This window comes from Rhizobium sullae, assembly GCF_900169785.1.
GTDB lineage: Bacteria > Pseudomonadota > Alphaproteobacteria > Rhizobiales > Rhizobiaceae > Rhizobium > Rhizobium sullae.
In genome coordinates this window covers 90986-109997 of record NZ_FWER01000002.1, presented here as the reverse complement: position 1 = coordinate 109997, position 19012 = coordinate 90986, and the positions used below count along the sequence as shown (strand labels likewise).

Here is a 19012-nt window from a genome sequence, read left to right as displayed (position 1 = left end):
TTAGGCTGCGCCCGGGGCCGTGAAATTCTGTCGGTGGCGGTGTTCGAGCGCAGCGCATCCCCAGACGATGCCGAGGAGAAGATAGACATGCCGCCAATGGTCGATGTCGATGACGTTGCCGACCGCCGCATGGCCGATGATGCAGATCCATGCGATCATCAGGTAAGGCTGCCATGGCCGGTCCCTGAGGAGGCTCTTGAAACCAAGGTAAAGCGTCCACACGAGCATCGACACGTAGGAGACGAAGCCGAGCCAGCCATAGGTTGTCAGCGTCTTCAGCCAGATATTGTGCTCGTCTTCCGGAAAGATCGTGCCGAACACCATCGGCCCGATGCCGAGCGGCCTTTCCATCATCATCTGGAAGCCGATGCGGTGGCGGTCGAAACGGCCGAGATAGGCGCCGTCATATTCCTGGACGAGTTGCGCGCGTGCGCTGAAAAGATCGCTGACCTGCGGAAACTGCAGGGCGATCAAAAGCGCTGAGACCATCAGGACCATCGCCATCAGCGAGAGGACGAGGATGCGCAGCCGGAAGGCGCCGCTTCGCTCCTTCAGCAGCATCATGAATATGAGCAGCGCGACGGCGAGCAGGAAGAGACCCCAGGCGGCGCGCGAGAAGGACAGGAACACGCCGAGCGCTAGGATCAGCAGTGCGGCGGCGCGCAACGGCGAGGTCTTCAGGTCGCGCGTCAGAATGCCATGGATGAGGTAGAGGGAAGGGGCGACGAGGAACGGTCCGAAGACGTTTGGATCCTGGAATGCGCCCTTCGCACGGTCGTAGAGCGTGAAGACTTCGGCGCCGGGAAAGGCATGGAAATAGCCGAGGATACCGAGCAACGAGGTGATGACGGCGGCAACGACCCAGGCATTGAACATCAGCGGCAGTCGTTTGGCGCTGTCTTCGATGATTGCCGCATAGAACACCGAGGTCAGGGCCAGGAAGGTCGAGACAGCGACATACATCAGCCCGCCGGTCATATCCTTCATTTGGGTTAGCGACAGCATGCCGCCGACATTGAAGGTGAGGAGTAGGGTCAGAAGCACCGCGGTGTAGCGCGAGATGCGAAGGCCGAGGATGAACCAGATGCCGACAAGCCCCGCCATCCACAGTTCGTAAGGCGCGGGCTCATTAATCACGAAGCCGGCGAGGAAGACGCCGAAGGCGACCATCGCCGAGCCAATGAGGCGCAGTGCGGCGCGCTGCGGCTGGGCGACGCGGAACTGTGTCGCCTCGACCGCGCTCAATAGGCGTTTTCCGTGTTGAGCAGCCGGATCGGCGTCAGGAACAAAATCTTGAGATCGAACCAGAGCGACCAGTTCTCGATATAGTAGAGGTCGTAGGCCGTGCGGAATTTGATCTTGTCGTCATTGTCGATCTCGCCTCGCCAGCCGTTGATCTGCGCCCAGCCGGTCACGCCGGGCTTGACGCGATGGCGTGCGAAATAGCCTTCCACGATATCGCCCCAGGCGCGATCCTTCGTCTGCGCCAGGACGGCGTGAGGCCGGGGACCGACGAGCGACAGATCGCCCTTTAGCACATTGAATAGTTGCGGCAATTCATCGATCGAGGATTTGCGGATGAAGCGGCCGACCGGCGTCACGCGGGGATCGCCCTTGGTCACCACTGTCTTGGCGTTGTAATCGCTCATGCTGGTGTACATCGAGCGGAACTTGAAGACGTTAATGACCTCGTTATTGAAGCCATGCCGCTTCTGCATGAAGAAGACAGGCCCCTTGGACGTCAGCTTGATTGCGATGGCGGTGAGGATCATCACCGGCCAGAGCAGGGCAAGGGCAAGCGATGCGAAGAAGATGTCGAAGCCGCGCTTGGCGACGGAATCCCAATCGCGGATCGGCTTCTTGAAAATGTCGAGCATCGGCACGGAGCCGACGTGGGAATAGGCACGCGGCCGGAACCGCAGCCGGTTGGCATGGGCCGCAAGGCGAATGTCGACCGGCAGGATCCAGAGTTTCTTCAGGAGCTGCAGGATACGGGCCTCGGCGCTGAGCGGCAGCGCGATGATCAGCATGTCGATCCGGGTGAGCCGCACGAATTCGACCAGCTCGGCAACCGTGCCGAGCTTCGGATAGCCGGCGACCATGACCGGCGAGCGCTTCTCGCCCCGATCATCGAAGATGCCGCATATGCGGATGTCGTTGTCGGCCTGTTGCTCGAGGATGCGGATCAGATCCTTGGCAGGTTCGCCGCCGCCGACGATCACGGCGCGGCGCTCCATGACGCCGTTGCGCGCCCAGTTGCGGATGCCGTAGGCGACCAGGAAGCGCGACCCAAGCAGGAAGAGCGAGGCAAGCGAGAACCAGGCGATATGCAGGTTTATCTGCGACCATGGGAGATCGCGGAAGAGCGAAAAGATCACTTCCGTTCCGGTAAAGGCGGCTGCCCAGGCACTGAGGATGCGCGGCAGTAGGCGAATGCGGGCTCTGAGCGCCGGAATGGAATAGGTATCCGCAAGCTGCAGCGCCACAACGCCCAGCGCCGCCACGGCGGCTGCCATGCCCGCGCGTGCAGCAAGGCTTTCGCTACCGTCGCCGGGCCAGATCAGGAAGGCGAGCAGCCCGATTGCGAATTGCGAGACGAATTCGAAGAGGCGCAGCTGGCCGATGACCATCGACGGCGAACGCGTTCCCTCGCGGAACTGTTCGGCGATCTGCCGGGCATAAGGGTTGATCTGTCCCGGCGTTTCCTGGTCGCCGCCGTCTGCGTTGGCCGCGGAGACCCGCTTGCGCAGGGCTTCCACGTCGAACTGATCGCTTTTCTCTGCTTTGTTCATGGGCTTCAGCCGCTCGTTGTCTCAAACGGCATTAGCAGAAAGGCCCTAAGAAAGATTTACGGATGCCTCATAGGTTTCGGAGGTCGGCGCCCCCTCGACGAGCGTGTGGTACAGTTTCAGGACATCTCTTGCCATCACGGCAGCGGAAAAAACGGATTTCACCGAGTCGATCGAAGGCATCACGGCATGATGCCAGCCGGGTGTCGTCAGCGCTTCGGCCATGACGCGGGCAAGGTCATCCGCGTTGTCAGGTGCGACGAGAGCGGGACTGTTCCCGCCGAGCACTTCCGGGATGCCGCCGACGCGGCTGGCGATGACGGTCTTTCCGGCGCCGAGTCCTTCGAGGATGATGTAGGGCATGGCTTCGGCGCGAGATGGCACCACCAGGTTCTGCGACATCCCGAAGGCTTCCTGCACACGCATGGGCGGCAGCATGCCGATACGCTTGCCGAGGCCGCGTTCGACCATCATGTCGCGGTATTTCTCGCGATCCGGCCCGTCGCCGATCATCAGCGCCGAGAGGGGCCGTCCGATCAGCCGTTCGGTTTTGGCAAATGCGTCCACAAACAGATCGGGACCCTTGAGGTCTCGGAGCATGCCGACATAGATGAAATGCACGGCGTCGGATCGTGTGGGGATGATCTGAAAATCCCGCTCTGCGATCCCGTTGTAGATCAGCCGCGTCATGGGCCTCGGCCGTCCGACCTTCTTTGCATAGGTGTCGCGCTCGTATTCGCAGATGAAAACGAGGGCATCGGTGAAATATTCCTGCAGCCGCTCCATCCGCAGAATGAACTGTCCGGTGAGCGACGAGCGGGAATAGTGCAGGCTTCCGCCATGGGCGGTATAGAGGCGGGCTACGCGATACCTGTTCACCCGCAAGGCTGAGCCGACAAGCCGCGCGAGCACGCCGCCCTTGGCGCCGTGTCCGTGCAGCACGTCCGGCCGCAAACTTTTGATTTTGTTGTATGTGTCCCATATCACTCCGATATCGGAGAGCGCGACGGAGCGCCGGATCGGTATGCGCGTCAGCCCGAGCGAGAGGTAGGGACGGATATCGTCGAACAGCCGGTCCTCGTGCTCGCCCCCGGTGGAACTGTCGCAGAGGATGCCGACCTCATGTCCCGCCTTGCTGTGTTCTTCCACCAAATCGCGAACATGGCGAAATATCCCGCCAACGGGGGACCTGAAACAATGGAGTATGCGGAGAGGTCGCTGTTCAGCCATCAGCGATCAGAACAGCCGTTCGCGGACATAGATCGTGTCGCCGGCGATGATCGAGGATGAAATGTTGACGCGTCCGGTCAGTACTTGGCCGTTGATCTTGCGGGTGACGTCGACCGTGCCCTGATTGGCGCGGGAGGTGAAGCCGCCGGCAACGGCGATCGCGTTCTGCACCGTCATGCCCGGCACATAGGAATACTGGCCCGGCTGGCCGACTTCGCCCATGATGAAGATGGAACGGTAGCGGTCGACATCGATCGTCACGTCGGGGTCGCGCAGATAACCCTGCTGCAGTTTTTGGGCGATCTGGCCGGAAAGCTGCTGCAGCGTGCGTCCGCGCGCAGGCACCTGTCCGACGAGCGGGAAGGCGATGTAGCCGGCCTGATCGACCATATAGGTATTGGTCATGCTCGGCTGATCAAAAACGGTGATGCGCAGGCGGTCGCCGCTGTCGAGCGCATAGGGCTGGATGGTGGCCTGGTTGAAAGCTCTCGGCGCTGGCTTATAGGTGTTGCAGCCGCTCAATGCCGCCGTCATTGCGACAAGGCTCAGAGCCAGAAGCGTCTTGGGCTGGGCGAAAAGCATCCGCGTTATGCTCACAGGAAACGAACTCGATGCTGCCGTTATCGATCCGTTAGGGTTAATGGCCGGTAAAAATGCGTCGGATTTTTTGCTCTTCGCCCGGTCACGCTTTGCTTTGCTTGTGCCAGGCAACATTAACCGTCGGGTTACTATAGTCGTTTACACTTCGCGCCATGTTTGTTCTTGGAGTACGAGTATGTCCGGCGTAGCGGGTAATCAGGATGTGGACATCGACCTTGGCCAGCTCGCGCGAGCAGTCTGGACGCGCCGGCTAAAGGTTCTCGCGATCACGCTGATCGGGGCAGGGGTTGCCTTTGCCGGCGCCAAGATGATCTCGCCGAAATACCGTGCCGAAACGCGTCTGCTGATTGAGCAGCGCGCACCGGCCTTCGCCAATACGCGGCCGAACGACGGCAATGCCGGGCCGCTGCTCGACGAGTTGAACATTGCGAGCCAGGTTCAGCTCCTGCAGTCCGCCGATATCATCAAGCAGGTCATCAACAGCGAGAAGCTCTACGAGCTGCCCGAGTTCGACAATGCCGCCAACGGCTCGGCCCTGAGCGATATCCTCGTGGCGCTGCAAATCAAGAAGAACCCGCTCGAAAATCCGCCGGAAGAGCGGGTGATCGACGCGTTCATGGAACGTCTCCAGGTTTACCAGGTTCCGGGTTCGCGCGTCATCGGCATCACCTTCACGTCGAAAGACCCGAAGGTTGCCGCGCGCATCCCGAATGCCATGGCGAACGTCTATCTCGCGACGCAGAGCGGCGCCAAACTCGATACGAACTCCGAAGCCACCCGCTGGCTCGAGCCGGAAATCGACAGCCTCCGCCGAAAGGTGAGCGAGGCCGAGCAAAAGGTTGCCGAATACCGGGCCAAGCACGGCCTCCTGCCAACGAACGGCGGCAGCAATTTTCCGCAGCAGCAGCTCAATGATATCTCAGCCGAGCTGACCCGCGTGCGCGGCGAGAAGGCAAATGCGGAGGCACGCGCCCAGTCCGTCCGCAACGCCCTTGCCTCCGGCGAGGCGTCGGATACGCTGCCGGACATCATGGCGTCGCAATCCATGCAGCGCCTGAAGGCCACCGAATCCGGCCTCCAGTCGCAGATTTCCGATCTCAGCACGTCGCTGCTCAACAACCATCCGAGGCTGAAGAGCCTGCGTGCGCAGCTTGCCGACATCAAGACGCAGATCCGCCAGGAGACGCAGAAGATCCTGGCCGGCATCGAGAGCGAGGCGAAGGTCGCCGGTCTTCGGGCCGCCGAACTCGAGCGCCAGTCCGGCACGTTGCAGGCAAACAGTGCCCAGGCGGGCGAGGACGAGGTCGGCCTCAACGCGCTGCAGCGCGAGGCGAACGCCCAGCGCCAGCTGCTCGAAACCTACCTCGCGCGCTACCGGGAAGCCGCTTCCCGCGCCGACAGCAATTCAAGCCCGGCGGATGCGCGCATCGTCTCGAGCGCCATCGAGCCAGTCGATCCGTATTTCCCGAAAGTCGTGCCGATCGTTGCCGTTGCCGCCATCGCGACACTGATCACGAGCGCGATCGTCATAATGCTCGCTGAGCTCTTCAGCGGCCGGGCCTTGCGCCCGGTCGTCGGCAGCGTCGAGCCCGCCGCCGCGCCGATCGAGGAAGGCAGGCAGGCCGCCGCGGCGCCGAAAGCCAGGCGTGACGTCAAGCCCAGCATGCTTTCGGCACCGGTGGAGGAGGAGCCTGCGGAGGAGGCTTCCGCAGAACCGCATGCAGCTCTGCAAGAAGAAAACGAATTCTCGATCAGCTCCGTCGCGGACTACCTGACGAGCAGCCGGGCAACGCTCGCCGTCGCGATATCGCCAACCGGTGATGATGGCTCCGCGGCAACCGTTACACTTGCCCGCACGCTGACCGATGCCGGCCGGCGCGTGGTTCTGGTCGACATGACCGGTTCCGGCTATCCGACCGAGCTGATGGCTGAGGATCTGAACGCGCCGGGCGTCACCGATCTGCTCTGCGGTGCTGCCGCCTTCGGTGAAACGATCCATGGCGACCGTCACTCCGACGCGCACCTGATCCCGCAAGGCACCAGCGATATCCGTCAGGCGATGCGCGGCGCAGACCGGCTTTCGCTGCTGCTCGATGCATTGTCCTCTGCCTACGACCTCGTGATCGTCGAGTGCGGCGCAGCGGATGTTGCCGGCGTCTCCCGCCTCACGCGCAGCAAGGATGTCGAGATCATCCTTTCGATGCCGGAGGTGATCGAAGAGGAATTCGTCTTCGCGATGACGGAGTTCGAGAAGGCGGGCTATCAGCGAGTCGTGCTGATGTCCGGCGGCGAGGCCATCGCGGACGACCTCCGACGCCACGCTGCCTGATCAGGCGCCGATCTTTGCCCGGATGCGCTGTGCGAATTTATAGAGATCCGGGCGGGCCTTGATATAGGCCTTGCTCCGCGTGATCATCCGGTGTGCAATCCCGGCGATGCGTCCGATAGCAGAGACCGGCAGTATGACGTCGTGGTGATCCGTTTCGATCGGTGCCCAGGAGCGCTTGTAGACCTGGTCGCCGAGGCCGAAATCGAAGAGCGCGGTGCCCTTCCCATGCAGGCCGGAAATCATCTGCCAAAAGAGGAATTCGCCCGGGCTTGCATCGGCCGCCAGGCTCTCGTCGATCGAGCTGAATTGGCAGACCACGTGATCGCCCTTGCGCGAAATGCCGGACAACGCGGCGATATGGTCTTCATTCTCGCCCTTGAGACGGATCGCGTGCATCTGCAGCCCGAAATCATCGCCGTTGCGAATATCGATCAGGCCATGGAGGAAAGCCCGCGTATCCGCATCCGCAAAGACGTCAAGCAGCCCGAGTGCCTTGAAGCGCTCGGCTTTCTGCGCAAAAAACTGCTCAAGAAAGGCGTGCTGCTCGTCGGCCATCCCGCCTGCGACATAGTCGAAGCCGCCAATGGCCTCGAGCCGCTTCGATTGCACCCGAAACTTCTTCCGGCGGCTCTTGGCGTTCAATTGCTTGAGGGTCGCCTCGAAGTCTTCAAGCAGCGGCAGCTGATAGGCGTGGTTCTGGTTCTGCACCACCGGCAGCAGGCCGAGCGGGTTCCTCCGGCCGCGCCATTCCAGCGGGATGTTCTGCAGCAGCAGCAGATCGGCCTTGCTGCGAAGGGCGTGGCGAAGGCTCTTGGCGAAACGATGCGCGTCGAGATCACCGCTGCCGTGGAGAACATGCTCCGAGAAAAGCCCCGTATTGATATTGCTGTGATCGGCACCGATGAATTTCGCGATCCGCACGCCATGGACGCGTTCGATTTCAACCGGCAGGATAAAGGCCGTCTCTAGCCCGCAGACGCCCCGCAAAATGGCGAGCGGCCGTCTGTAGGCGCTGACCCAGCTGTGACACCAGTCATAGGCCTGATGGAGCGATGTCAGATTGTTCCGCTCCAGCGCGCGCCAATCCTTTTCCAGCGGCGCCATCGTGTCGAAGACCGTGACATCGAGTTCTGCGACGGCGAGCTTCGCACCAAGTGAGTGAAGGCTTGCGATGCTGGTGTCGGCTTTCGCCGCTTCGTCGAGCGGCGGTTGATGGGCATCGAGCTTTTGCGTCTGCACGGGTCTTCTCCGGTCAAGATGGCTTGGCCGGAAACATAAAGGGCGAGTGCCTTCATTTGGCTTAAATGCAAGAGGGGAGGTCGTCTTTTCCGCGGATCACGGTTATTCCGGCGTTAACGGCACTCACTTCGGCGGCGGGCCGGCCATCCATCTGATGATCAGCATAGCTGGTAGAACCCAGAGAAGGCCCGTCAGCGAGAAATAGAGAAGGTGGACCCACCACGGGGATTCCGCGAGCGTCGCGACGGCGATCGTGTTCGCCAAAAGCGCATAAAGAATCACGAGAACGACGATGAGGATCGTGCCGATGAATTTGCGCAAGCGGACGGGCATGAATTCTCTTTCCGGAACGTATGGAGCGGCGCGACGGCATGCCGCAAAGCTTCGGGGCTTGTTTTGCATGAGCCGGTGGGGCAAATCAACTGCCGGAAAGAAGGAGCAATCATGGCTGTCGCGAACTCGACCACGGAACAGGCGATCTTGAGCGAGGTCCACAGGCTGGACAGGAACCGCCGCGCGCTCCGCATGTGGCTTGGTTTCGTGCTTCTCGCGCTCGTCAGTCTCGTCCTCGTCGGCGGCGCGACGCGGCTTACCAATTCCGGCCTCTCGATCACCGAATGGAAGCCGATCCATGGGATCGTTCCGCCGCTCACTGCCGCCGAATGGGAGGAAGAGTTCAAGCTCTACCAGCGCATCCCCGAATTCCAGCAGTTGAATAGCGACATGACCGTCGAGGATTTCAAGACCATCTTCTGGTGGGAATGGGCGCATCGGCTGATCGCCCGCGGGATCGGCGTCATTTTTGCTTTGCCGCTTGCCTATTTCTGGGTGGCGGGCATGGTCGAACGGCATCTGCGCTGGCCGCTCATCGGCATCCTGGCGCTCGGCGGCCTGCAGGGCTTCATCGGCTGGTGGATGGTCTCTTCCGGTCTTTCGGTCCGCACCGATGTCAGCCAGTATCGCCTGGCGACGCACCTCGTCATGGCCTGTCTGATCTTTGCGGCCTGCATGTGGATCATGCGGGGCCTTTCTCCCCATTCGGATGACGCCGCGCCCACCGTAAGCTCGCGGACATGGGCAGCGATAATCGCAGCCCTCTCGCTCTTCCAGATCTATCTCGGCGCGCTGGTTGCCGGCCTCGATGCAGGCTTCACCTACAACACCTGGCCGCTGATGGATGGCGCGATCATCCCGTCCGACCTTCTTATCCAGCAGCCCGCCTGGATCAACTTCTTTGAAAACCCGAAGACCGTACAGTTCATCCATCGCGCCGGCGCCTACGCGCTCTTCGCGCTCGCGTTGATCAACATGGTGATCGCGCTCCGCGCAGCCCCTCAAACCACCCACGCCCGCCGCGCCGTCGTCCTCTTCGCGCTCGTCGCGCTGCAGGCCGCAATCGGCATCGCCACACTCCTCCTGCAGGTCCCGCTTCATTGGGGTCTTCTGCACCAGGCCGGTGCCCTCGTCGTCCTGGGCTTCGCCGTCGCCAACTGGCGCGCCTTCTACGGCGAGTTTCCGCGCGACACGATAGTTGCCGAAAGAGACTGAGCAGGAGGTGGCGTTGGGCGCTTACTGCAAAATCCCGTCGAGCGCCGGCATGCCGATGATGGCGGCCGCGGCGATGAGCAGATAGCAGATCAGCCGGAAGGTGCCCTCCTTACCAATCCGAATAGCTTCGAGCCGTCATAGAGGCCGAGCGCATAGCCCGGCAGAACGACGAGCGTCAGCGCGAAGGCGGCCTGGACGAAAAGCCCTCCGGCATAATAGCTGATCGCGCTGAATCGGGTGGAGATCGCGAAGTAGAGGATGACATTCGCCCGGACACGGGTGAAGTCGCTCTTGCCGCCGGCCCAATACGCAACGACCGGCGGGTCGCCGAGCTGTGCCGCGCCGCTGGTGAGGCCGACCCCGGCACTGAGCGGCGCGCGGCTCGCCGTGGTAGCGCCAGCCGGATACGAGCGGTGCCAGCAGTGAGATGGGGATGACGGTGATGATCCAGCGGAGCATCACATCAGCGCAAGTGCGACTGTGCCCGCAGGAACGCCGAGCGCTGCGCCGCCCGCCATCGCGAACAGCTCGCGCCGGTTGGCGCTGTGCCAGGCAGGTGGAATCATGCCGAGCGTCGCAAGTCCGTCAATGAGCAGCAAAACGGGCGGAATCAGCTTCCGGCCGACGGTCGCTTCGCCGAGCGGAATGAAGATCAGCGCCGCCCCGAGGCCCGAAAGCCGCGCGCGAGCCCGGCAACGAAGGCCAAAAAGATCAACGCAAGGATACCATCCTCTGACAGCGCTGCGGAAACTATTCGGCAACGCCCGCCGAAGCGTATCGTTCGGCATGTCGGCGGGGCTCCGGACGGTTTACGAGGCGAGCATCAGGTCCATGTTCTGGACGGCTGCGCCCGAGGCCCCCTTGCCGAGATTGTCGAGCAGGGCGACGAGGTTGACCTGGCCCGCGCCGGGCGTTCCGAACACGAAGAGCTTCATCGTGTCCTTGCCGGCAAGCTCGACGGCATCAATGCGGGGAAGCGTGCGGCTTTTCTCGAGCGGCACGACCGTGACGATGTCCTGGCCGGCATAATGGGCCGTCAGCGCCGCATGGATGCTCTCTAGCGTCACGTCACCCGGGAGATCGTCGAGATAGAGCGGCACCTGCACGATCATGCCTTGCGGGAACTTGCCGACGGAAGGCGAGAAGATCGGCGCGCGGTCGAGCAGACCATGGATTTTCATTTCCGGCACGTGCTTGTGGGTCAGCGGCAGGCCGTAAAGGAAATGCGGCGCGGTGATCGCGTCTTCGCGGCTTTGGTCTTCGATCTGCGCGATCATCTGCTTGCCGCCTCCGGTATAGCCGGAGACCGCGTTGACGGTGACCGGATAGCCGTCCGGCAGAATGCCGGCGGCACGCAGCGGCCGGATGAGGCCGATGGCGCCCGTCGGATAGCAGCCCGGATTGGCGACGAAGCGGGCGGCCCTGATCTTACCGGCCTGCTCCTTGTCCATTTCGGCAAACCCGTAGGCCCAGCCAGGATTGACGCGGAAGGCGGTCGACGTGTCGATGACGCGCGTATTGTTGTTCGCCGAAACCATCTGAACGGCTTCCTTCGACGCATCGTCGGGCAGGCAGAGGATAGCTATATCCGCGCTGTTCAGCATGTCCTCGCGCATTGCGGCATTGCGGCGTTCGGCTTCCGGAATGGACAAAAGCTCGACATCACGCCGGCCGGCCATGCGCGTGCGGATCTGCAGACCCGTCGTGCCGTGTTCGCCATCGATGAAGATTTTCGGTGCCATGATAATCCTGCGCTTTCAATGAGTTCGGATTGCTTCCGGATCAATGTGCCATGAAGTTGAGTCAGATTGATAACGGCTTCAGCGTGCCGCCGCGCGCCTCTCGGCGCGGAGCCCCAGCATATACATCGCGACTGTCGCCCCCGCAATGGCGCTGATATCCGCGTGATCGTAGGGCGGCGAGACCTCGACCACGTCCGCGCCGCGGATATCGAGCTGGTGCAGGCGCTGCAGGACCGAAAGAACCTTGGCGCTCGACGGCCCGCCGGCAACCGGCGTGCCAGTGCCCGGCGCATAGGCCGGATCGAGGCAGTCGATATCGAAGGTCAGATAGACTGGAGCGCCATTCGTGTGCGAGATCACTATCGAAGCGATCTCGGCGGCGCTCATCTCTTCGACCTGGTGGCCGTAGAGAATCCGGATGCCGAAATCCTCCGGCGCGTGGGTGCGGATGCCGATCTGGATGGAGCGGCCGGCATCGATGATGCCGTCGCGAACGGCGCGCGCCACGAAGGAGCCGTGGTCGATCCGCCGGTCGTCGTCGAGCCAGGTATCCTGATGTGCGTCGAACTGCACCAGCGCCAGCGGTCCGTGCCTGGCGGCATGCGCTTTCACGATCGGCCATGTGACATAGTGATCGCCGCCGAGCGTCAGCATGAAGGCGCCGCTGTCGAGAATTGTGTTTGCCTGCCGCTCGATGGCCGCCGGCGTCTCTTGGTGATTGCCGTAGTCGAGCAAGCAGTCGCCGTAGTCGATCACCGCCATCTCGGCGAAAATCTCGCGATTGAAGGGATACTGCGGATCGTTGTCGAAGATTGCCGAGGCGCGGCGGATCGCCTGCGGCCCGAAGCGCGTTCCCGGTCTGTTGGAGGTCGCTGCGTCAAAAGGGACGCCCCAGACAACAGCGTCGGCGCCCACGAGATCCTTCGTGAACCGCCGCCGCATGAACGAAAGCGCGCCGGCAAAGGTCGGATCGGTGGCCGTCGAAGTGAGGCTGGTTGCCGTAAAGGCGTGATCGATCGACTTCTGTGCCATGGCGTCCCTCCATTATAGCTTGGCGCGACGTTGGACAATCAGAGCCGACAAGGCAAGCACGAAGGAAGCGAAATTCCGGCCTCTCAGGACGCCTTGGCTTCGAATGCCGGCGGAAAGTCGCCGAGCGCCTTGGCCTCGTTGATGCGGGCGCCGATATCTTCTTCGATGATCGACTCCAGCTGCGAAAAGCTGTCAATCACGTAGTAGATTGGCTGGACGATGTCGATCCGGTATGGCGTCCTCAGCACCGTCATCAGGTCGAAGGGCCGGAACTCGCATGCCTTGCCCTCCATCGCCGCCCGCGTCTCGCTGGGCGAGGAGACAATGCCGGCGCCGAAGCAGCGGCGTCCCTGCGACGTTTTGATCAGGCCGAATTCCACCGTGAACCAGAAAATCCGGAACAGATGCCAAGAATATCCCTTTCCGAGGCCGACTGCCTTCTCGCCGAAGCGGCGCACGAAATTGGCGTAGCTCTGGTTGGTCAGCAGCGGACAATGGCCGAAGACCTCGTGGAAGATATCCGGCTCCTCGATGTAGTCGATGTGTTCGCGGCGGCGGATGAACGTCGCCAGTGGAAACCTGCCCTGCGACAGCAATTCATAGAAGCGCGACGGCGGGATGAGGGCTGGCACCCCTTCCACGCCGAAGCCGGTGGTTTCATTGAGGCGCCGGTTGACGTCGCGAAGCTGCGGAACCTTGTCCGGCTTCAATCCGAGCGTCTTCACGCCGTCCAGATATTCCCGACAGGCTTTGTCGGCGAGCAGCGTCATCTGGCGCTGATAAAGCTCGCTCCAGATTTGGTCTTCCTCGGCCGTGTAGTGATAGATGCCGTCCGCATCCGGCAGGTTCGCCATGTAGGTGCTTTCCTTGGTCATGAGCGGCCTCCAGTTCTTCTGATCCAATGAGTTGGGGCAATTTCAGTCGCCGGCTGTCATGTCACCACCATTATATCCCGGAAATGCGGGTAAACATTTCAGCATTGCCGGATTATGGTTGGAAAATGGGAGAATAATCCGCGGAGAGGGGAAAAAATGAAGGAAAATGTGAAAGCGGCCCGCAAACTCCTGCAGCTTGTGCAGGCCGGCAGCGGTCTGTCGCTTGCCGAACTCGCCGAAAAGGCCGGCATGTCGCAAAGCACCGCCTGGCGCAAAATGCAGGAACTCGAGACGGAAGGCGTCATTCGCAAGCGCGTGGCGCTTCTCGATCCGGCCAAGCTTGATCTCAAGCTCTGCATCATCGCCCATGTGACGTTGGAGGATCACCACGAGGAGGCGATCGAAGCCTTTGCCGCCGCAGTGCGCGACCGGCCCGAGATCATGGAATGCTACGCGCTGTCCGGGACGTTCGACTATATGCTGAAGATCAGGGCGCGCGACGTCGAGGCCTACGAAGCCTTCATGACACGCTACCTGATGCGCAATCCGCATGTGCGCAACGTGGTTTCGAGCTTCGTCCTGCGCGAACTGAAGTCGACGACCGAGCTGCCGATCTGACGGCCGGTTGCGAGGGTGGCAAAAAGAAAAGGCCGGGAAAACCCGGCCTTCGCAAAAATCCGTATGCCGAAGCGATTAGCGCTTCGAGAACTGGAACGAACGGCGGGCCTTGGCCTTGCCGTACTTCTTACGCTCGACGACGCGGCTGTCGCGGGTCAGGAAGCCACCCTTCTTGAGCACGCCGCGAAGGCCCGGCTCGAAGTAGGTGAGTGCCTTGGAAAGACCGTGACGAACGGCACCGGCCTGGCCGGAAAGACCGCCGCCTGCAACAGTTGCAACGATGTCGAACTGGCCGTCGCGGCTAGCTGCGACGATCGGCTGGCGCAGGATCATCTGAAGGACCGGACGGGCGAAGTATGCCGAAAAGTCCTTGCCGTTGATGGTGATTTTGCCTGAGCCGGGCTTTAGCCAAACACGGGCTACGGCGTCCTTACGCTTGCCGGTCGCATAGGAGCGGCCAAGCGAATCGACCTTGCGGACGTGAACGGGAGCAGCTGCTTCCGACGACGTGCCGAGATCCTTCAGGGAGGAGAGGTCAGCCATTCTTAGGCGCTCCTTACATTCTTCTTGTTCAGCTTGGCGACGTCGAGGACGGCCGGCTGCTGGGCTTCATGGGGATGGTTGGAACCGGCGTAGACGCGGAGGTTCTTCATCTGGCGGCGGCCGAGCGGGCCGCGCGGAACCATGCGCTCAACGGCCTTCTCAAGGACGCGCTCCGGGAAGCGGCCTTCGATGATCTGGCGAGCGCTACGCTCCTTGATGCCGCCGGCATAACCGGTATGCCAGTAGTAGACTTTGTCGGAATACTTCTTGCCGGTGAAAACGACCTTGTCGGCGTTGATGACGATAACGTTGTCGCCGTCGTCAACGTGAGGCGTGAAAGTAGCTTTGTGCTTGCCGCGAAGACGCATAGCGATGATGGAAGCGAGACGGCCAACGACAAGCCCTTCGGCGTCGATGATCACCCACTTCTTCTCCACCTCTGCAGGCTTCTGGGAGAAGGTTGCCATAGTAAATTCTCTCTTTCGGATCCCTGAGCCCGAGGGCCAAGGGCGTTTCTTGTTGCTTGGTTTGACGCACCCGAAGGCGCGCCAAAAAGAAAGCCGCCCGGAAAGGCTGCGTTTCTGGCGCGGTGTATAGAGGGAAAGGCTTTAACGGTCAATATTACCTATTCGCTCTACTATAAAAAATACGGAACAAAATCAATGTGTTGATTATGTGGTAACATGCTACCGTAAATTTATCGCGGTGGAATCGAATAAGTTGCCGTTGCGTGGGCCACCAATTCGGCCGGATTCTGTTGAAAGATGGCCGCCTCGATGACGGCGAGCCGCTTTCCGAGCTTGAGGATTTTGCAGGTGCAGGTCGTCGGCTGCAGCTTCGGCAGGCGCAGGAAGTTGATGTTGAGGCTGGTGGTGACGGCAAGCGCGACGGGGCCGACATGGGCGAGCACCGCGGCGTAGGCGGTGACGTCCGCCAGCGTGAAGAGGGCAGGGCCGGACACGGTGCCGCCGGGGCGCAGGTGCCGGTCGGATGGATCGAGCCGCATCGAGACGCTGCCGGGCGTAATGTCCGTCACCGTGAAGACGCGGCCGTCTGTATGGATTTGCGGGAAGTCGGTTTCCAGAAATTGGCGGAGCTCCGCGATCGTCATCACCGGTTGCATCGCTTCTCCTCGAAATTGCCGGTAGCTTGTGCCAGAACTGTTAGCACGAAATCGCAATGTGAGGAGTTAGAGCATGGCCGAAGTCGTATCCTTCAGGAAGGATCCAAGCAAAGCGGGTGAGGGTGCACTCGTCCTTCGCCAGTTCAGCGACGGCATATTGCGGCTGACATTCAACAATCCGCCGGCCCACGCGCTTTCGATCGCGGTCATGGAAACGCTGATGGGCGAACTGCAAAACGCCGCAAAGGACACGGCTGTCCGCGTCGTGGTCATCGCATCGACCGGCAACGTCTTCTCGGCCGGCCACGATCTCAAAGAGCTGACGGCCCATCGCGCCGATCCGGACGGCGGGGTGGCCTTCTTCGAGGAGACATTTGCACTCGCTGCCGATCTGATGCTGGAAATCATCCGCCTGCCGAAGCCGGTGATCGCGGAGATCGAAGGCCTGGCAACGGCAGCAGGCTGCCAGCTCGTGGCCTCCTGCGATCTGGCGATCTGCACCGACAATGCGACCTTCTGTACGCCGGGTGTCAATATCGGGCTCTTCTGCTCGACGCCCATGGTCGCCGTTACGCGCGCCGCGCACCGCAAGCAGGCGATGGAAATGCTGCTGACCGGCGAGACGATCGATGCCTCGACCGCCAAGGATTTCGGCCTCGTCAACCGCATCGTGCCCAGGCAGTACCTGACGCAGGTCGTGACGAAATACGCGTCCGTCATCGCCTCGAAATCGCCGCTGACGCTGAAGATCGGCAAGGAGGCCTTCTACCGCCAACTCGATATGCCTGTGGAAGAAGCCTACAGCTATGCGGCCCAGGTGATGGTCGACAACATGCTGACCGCGGACGCGGAGGAAGGCATCGGCGCGTTCCTTGCAAAGCGGATGCCGGAATGGACGGGCGAGTAGCAGGAAGGCAATGTTCGAAGTTCGTCCGCATCCGTGGCCGTATTTCGGAAATTCTCAACGAGAAGCGTGCCGTCAGCCCCGCTTCACCTCGGCCGTTAAAGCGATCCGCAGTTTTGGCTCAATCTGCAATCCGTTGCCGTTGCGGAGCGTGAAAACGGCGAGCGGATTTCGGAAGAGGATCCAGCTCAATCTGCTGCGTAGGCCTTACCCCAGCTTCAGGATCAGTCCGCCGAGAGCGATGACCGCACCGGCGATGTAGCGCCAGACGCTCGCCTTTTCCTTCAGCACTACGACGGAAATGATGAGTGCGAAAAGGATCGACGTTTCCCGCAGCGCGGCGACGGTGGCGACAGGCGCCTTTGTCATGGCCCAGAGGGCGAACCCGTAGGAGGCAATCGAGCCTGAGCCGCCGAGGAGACCGCGCCACCAGTTGTAGCGGACGTGAACGGCAACGGTGAAGAGCCCGTGCCGGCCGATCGCCCAGGCGAAAAGCAGCACCGGCGGCAGCAGCGCCATCCACAGCGTATAGGAAATAGCATTGCCGGAAATGCGCGCGCCAATGCCGTCGACATAGGTATAGCTGGCGATGACGCAGGCGTTGACGAGCGCGAGCATGATGGCATGCCGGCTGCCGTGCCGCGCCTCGAAGGCAAGCGTCAGAATGCCGGCGCAGATCGTCATCGTGCCGATAAGAGCGCCGCCCGAAAGGCTCTCGTTCAGTACGAAACCGCTTGTGGCGGTGATTAGGAGCGGCGCGCAACCGCGCATCAGCGGATAGACGAGGCCGATATCGCCCGCGCGGTAAGCGGCCGCGACTAGCTGAAAATACGCAAATTGCAGGATCGCCGATGCGCCGATGAAAGGCCAGGCCGCAGGCTGCGGCAATGGCAGGAAGGCTAGGAACGGCATCGCCGCGACGGCCCCGCCGGCCGAAACCAGCGCCGCGTCCAGCGACTTGTTGGTTCCGGCCTTGATGATCGCGTTCCAAGTTGCGTGCAAAAATGCGCCGAAGAGAACGAGCAGAATGACGTCGAGGGACACGATGCGGACCGGAATGGAGAAACGGGAGGCAATCTGGAGGGAACACGGTATGAGCCGCGTTCACGTAGAAATCAATCTTGCGGGGCGTATTTTGCAACCAGCGGCTGGCCTTCTGTTCAGAAATGGGAATTGTGACATTCAAATTCCGCGGTTAAAGCATTGCAAAATCGGCGCGTAAAGCGTGCGCTCGACATGCGTTTATTTTAGTCATACTTATTCAACTATGAGATGTTTCTAATAGATATGCGAACGAAAAAGGAACAAAAGGAAGACGAAAGAAGCTTAATAGATGATAATATTTCTCCGCTTAGTCCTCCTTCGATTTATACTTCTGTAATAAAGAGATTGTTCTATAATTTTGCTATATCCATTTTGATGCAAACCCAAGTAGTAATTCGAATCATTTCGAACAGCCAAAAGTCGGCTGCTGATTGGTTCCGGCCTTTACGAAATCGTTTTCGCATCGCTGCGGAGGATTACAAGTAATTGTCCGGCACAAAGAACATCCCGTCCAGGTTGTCGATGCTCTGGCAATTGAGAACCGGGCAGGATCGGTCGTCTCTTGTCGGTATGTTCTTCCACTCCGCGTATTCGTTGGCATCGCAGTAGCGGCTGTTGCGGACGTAGCGATCGTAAAGCGGCAGGCCGCGCGGCGAGGTCCAGCGGAAGATGACGGCGCCCTGATTGTGGATGGCGGCACGCGCGCTCTGGCAGGTCATGGAAAGCGGATTGTAGCGGGAGATCGCCAGTGCCGGCGCGGCCGCAAGGACAAGTGCTGCGGCGAGAGCAAGTTTTTTCATGGGTTGTTCCTCCTTGGATCCTGAGCGCGTATATATACGCCCGAAAAAAGCCGCCGGTTTCAACTTTCTGCAGATAGTGGCGGCTGGAGGAAAGCCGATGAACCACGACCGTTATCCTGATGATTACATTGCCGGAATTCTGAACTCCGTGAAGACGATTGCGCTGACCGGCGCGTCGCCCAATCCGGCACGGCCGAGCAACGGCGTGATGGGCTATCTCCTGTCGCGCGGCTACAATGTCATTCCCGTTAATCCCGGGCAGGCAGGCAAGCAGATCCAGGGCCAGCTCGTCTACGCCCGGCTCGCCGATATCCCAGTGCCGGTCGATATGGTCGATGTGTTTCGCGCCTCCGAATATCTCCAGGGCGTGGTGGATGAGGCTCTGACGCTTATATGGAGGCCGAAGGTAATCTGGTCGCAGCTTGGCGTGCGCGACGATGCTGCCGCGGCGAAGGCAGAAGCGGCCAGTATAAAGGTCGTGATGGACCGCTGCCCCGCAATCGAAATCCCGCGCCTTGCCGCATGAGTGCATGGATTTTTCGGGGAACGTCCGATGGCTGAAACGCAAAGCGGTTAACTTTTGCGGATCGTAGTCT

General features: G+C 61.0%; 19 protein-coding genes and 1 pseudogene. 5 read left to right on the top strand and 15 right to left on the bottom strand.

Annotated features, from left to right (window positions below):
• Genes BN1800_RS02340 through BN1800_RS02325 form a run of 4 tightly spaced genes read right to left on the bottom strand, consistent with a single transcriptional unit; the run spans nucleotide 1 to nucleotide 4601 of the window.
• Nucleotides 1-1245, bottom strand: a complete 1245-nt coding sequence (locus BN1800_RS02340; protein ID WP_086994096.1) for an O-antigen ligase family protein — start codon at nucleotides 1243-1245, stop codon at nucleotides 1-3.
• Nucleotides 1242-2792, bottom strand: a complete 1551-nt coding sequence (locus BN1800_RS02335) for an undecaprenyl-phosphate glucose phosphotransferase (protein ID WP_086994093.1) — start codon at nucleotides 2790-2792, stop codon at nucleotides 1242-1244. The genes BN1800_RS02340 and BN1800_RS02335 overlap by 4 nt, the downstream gene beginning before the upstream one ends.
• 45 nt (nucleotides 2793-2837) lie before the next feature.
• Entirely contained in the window at nucleotides 2838-4019 is a 1182-nt protein-coding gene (locus BN1800_RS02330) for a glycosyltransferase family 4 protein (protein WP_086994090.1), read from the bottom strand.
• 6 nt (nucleotides 4020-4025) lie between these two features.
• Nucleotides 4026-4601 carry a polysaccharide biosynthesis/export family protein gene (locus BN1800_RS02325; protein ID WP_027508500.1) on the bottom strand — a complete coding sequence of 192 codons (576 nt, stop codon included), beginning with the start codon at nucleotides 4599-4601 and terminating at the stop codon, nucleotides 4026-4028.
• Nucleotides 4602-4794: 193 nt separating this feature from the next.
• Between BN1800_RS02325 and BN1800_RS02320 the strand changes: the two genes are divergently transcribed.
• Complete coding sequence (locus BN1800_RS02320) at nucleotides 4795-6948, top strand: GumC family protein (protein WP_027508501.1); 2154 nt, start codon at nucleotides 4795-4797, stop codon at nucleotides 6946-6948.
• On the opposite strand, the gene BN1800_RS02315 is transcribed toward BN1800_RS02320, so the two are convergent.
• Both BN1800_RS02315 and BN1800_RS02310 read right to left on the bottom strand, forming a co-directional pair.
• On the bottom strand, nucleotides 6949-8187 hold the full coding sequence (locus BN1800_RS02315) for a GNAT family N-acetyltransferase (protein ID WP_086994087.1): 1239 nt from the start codon (nucleotides 8185-8187) through the stop codon (nucleotides 6949-6951).
• A gap of 123 nt (nucleotides 8188-8310) precedes the next feature.
• On the bottom strand, nucleotides 8311-8520 hold the full coding sequence (locus BN1800_RS02310) for a DUF2842 domain-containing protein (RefSeq protein ID WP_027508503.1): 210 nt from the start codon (nucleotides 8518-8520) through the stop codon (nucleotides 8311-8313).
• A 111-nt stretch (nucleotides 8521-8631) separates the two neighbouring features.
• Here BN1800_RS02310 and BN1800_RS02305 point away from each other — a divergent pair, with 111 nt between their 5' ends.
• Nucleotides 8632-9735 (top strand): COX15/CtaA family protein, encoded by a 1104-nt coding sequence (locus tag BN1800_RS02305; RefSeq protein ID WP_086994084.1) that lies wholly within the window; start codon nucleotides 8632-8634, stop codon nucleotides 9733-9735.
• Nucleotides 9736-9756: 21 nt separating this feature from the next.
• Here BN1800_RS02305 and BN1800_RS02300 read toward each other — a convergent pair.
• The 4 genes and pseudogenes from BN1800_RS02300 to BN1800_RS02285 form a co-directional block, all read right to left on the bottom strand.
• A pseudogene (locus BN1800_RS02300) lies at nucleotides 9757-10513 on the bottom strand (TSUP family transporter).
• Between the two features lie 31 nt (nucleotides 10514-10544).
• Nucleotides 10545-11477 (bottom strand): N-acetyl-gamma-glutamyl-phosphate reductase, encoded by a 933-nt coding sequence (gene argC, locus BN1800_RS02295; protein ID WP_086994080.1) that lies wholly within the window; start codon nucleotides 11475-11477, stop codon nucleotides 10545-10547.
• 78 nt (nucleotides 11478-11555) lie between these two features.
• Nucleotides 11556-12509 (bottom strand): agmatinase, encoded by a 954-nt coding sequence (gene speB / locus BN1800_RS02290; protein ID WP_086994077.1) that lies wholly within the window; start codon nucleotides 12507-12509, stop codon nucleotides 11556-11558.
• Nucleotides 12510-12592: 83 nt separating this feature from the next.
• Complete coding sequence (locus BN1800_RS02285) at nucleotides 12593-13384, bottom strand: phenylalanine 4-monooxygenase (protein ID WP_086994074.1); 792 nt, start codon at nucleotides 13382-13384, stop codon at nucleotides 12593-12595.
• Between the two features lie 156 nt (nucleotides 13385-13540).
• On the opposite strand from BN1800_RS02285, the gene BN1800_RS02280 reads away from it, so the two are divergent.
• Complete coding sequence (locus BN1800_RS02280) at nucleotides 13541-14002, top strand: Lrp/AsnC family transcriptional regulator (RefSeq protein WP_027508509.1); 462 nt, start codon at nucleotides 13541-13543, stop codon at nucleotides 14000-14002.
• 75 nt (nucleotides 14003-14077) lie between these two features.
• Here the strand turns inward: BN1800_RS02280 and rpsI are convergent, their stop codons facing one another.
• From rpsI to BN1800_RS02265, 3 genes are all read right to left on the bottom strand, one after another.
• Complete coding sequence (gene rpsI / locus BN1800_RS02275) at nucleotides 14078-14545, bottom strand: 30S ribosomal protein S9 (protein WP_027508510.1); 468 nt, start codon at nucleotides 14543-14545, stop codon at nucleotides 14078-14080.
• Nucleotides 14546-14547: 2 nt separating this feature from the next.
• Complete coding sequence (rplM, locus tag BN1800_RS02270) at nucleotides 14548-15012, bottom strand: 50S ribosomal protein L13 (RefSeq protein ID WP_027508511.1); 465 nt, start codon at nucleotides 15010-15012, stop codon at nucleotides 14548-14550.
• A gap of 230 nt (nucleotides 15013-15242) precedes the next feature.
• The gene (locus BN1800_RS02265) at nucleotides 15243-15668 is read right to left on the bottom strand and encodes a PaaI family thioesterase (protein WP_086994071.1); all 426 of its coding nucleotides are present in this window, start codon (nucleotides 15666-15668) and stop codon (nucleotides 15243-15245) included.
• Nucleotides 15669-15741: 73 nt separating this feature from the next.
• Between BN1800_RS02265 and BN1800_RS02260 the strand changes: the two genes are divergently transcribed.
• Entirely contained in the window at nucleotides 15742-16575 is an 834-nt protein-coding gene (locus BN1800_RS02260) for an enoyl-CoA hydratase (RefSeq protein WP_086994069.1), read from the top strand.
• Between the two features lie 204 nt (nucleotides 16576-16779).
• Here the strand turns inward: BN1800_RS02260 and BN1800_RS02255 are convergent, their stop codons facing one another.
• Together BN1800_RS02255 and BN1800_RS02250 are read right to left on the bottom strand one after the other, a co-directional pair.
• Complete coding sequence (locus tag BN1800_RS02255) at nucleotides 16780-17616, bottom strand: EamA family transporter (protein WP_027508514.1); 837 nt, start codon at nucleotides 17614-17616, stop codon at nucleotides 16780-16782.
• A 476-nt stretch (nucleotides 17617-18092) separates the two neighbouring features.
• On the bottom strand, nucleotides 18093-18416 hold the full coding sequence (locus BN1800_RS02250; RefSeq protein ID WP_086994066.1) for a hypothetical protein: 324 nt from the start codon (nucleotides 18414-18416) through the stop codon (nucleotides 18093-18095).
• A gap of 97 nt (nucleotides 18417-18513) precedes the next feature.
• On the opposite strand from BN1800_RS02250, the gene BN1800_RS02245 reads away from it, so the two are divergent.
• The gene (locus BN1800_RS02245; RefSeq protein WP_027508516.1) at nucleotides 18514-18942 is read left to right on the top strand and encodes a CoA-binding protein; all 429 of its coding nucleotides are present in this window, start codon (nucleotides 18514-18516) and stop codon (nucleotides 18940-18942) included.
• Nucleotides 18943-19012 lie beyond the last annotated feature (70 nt).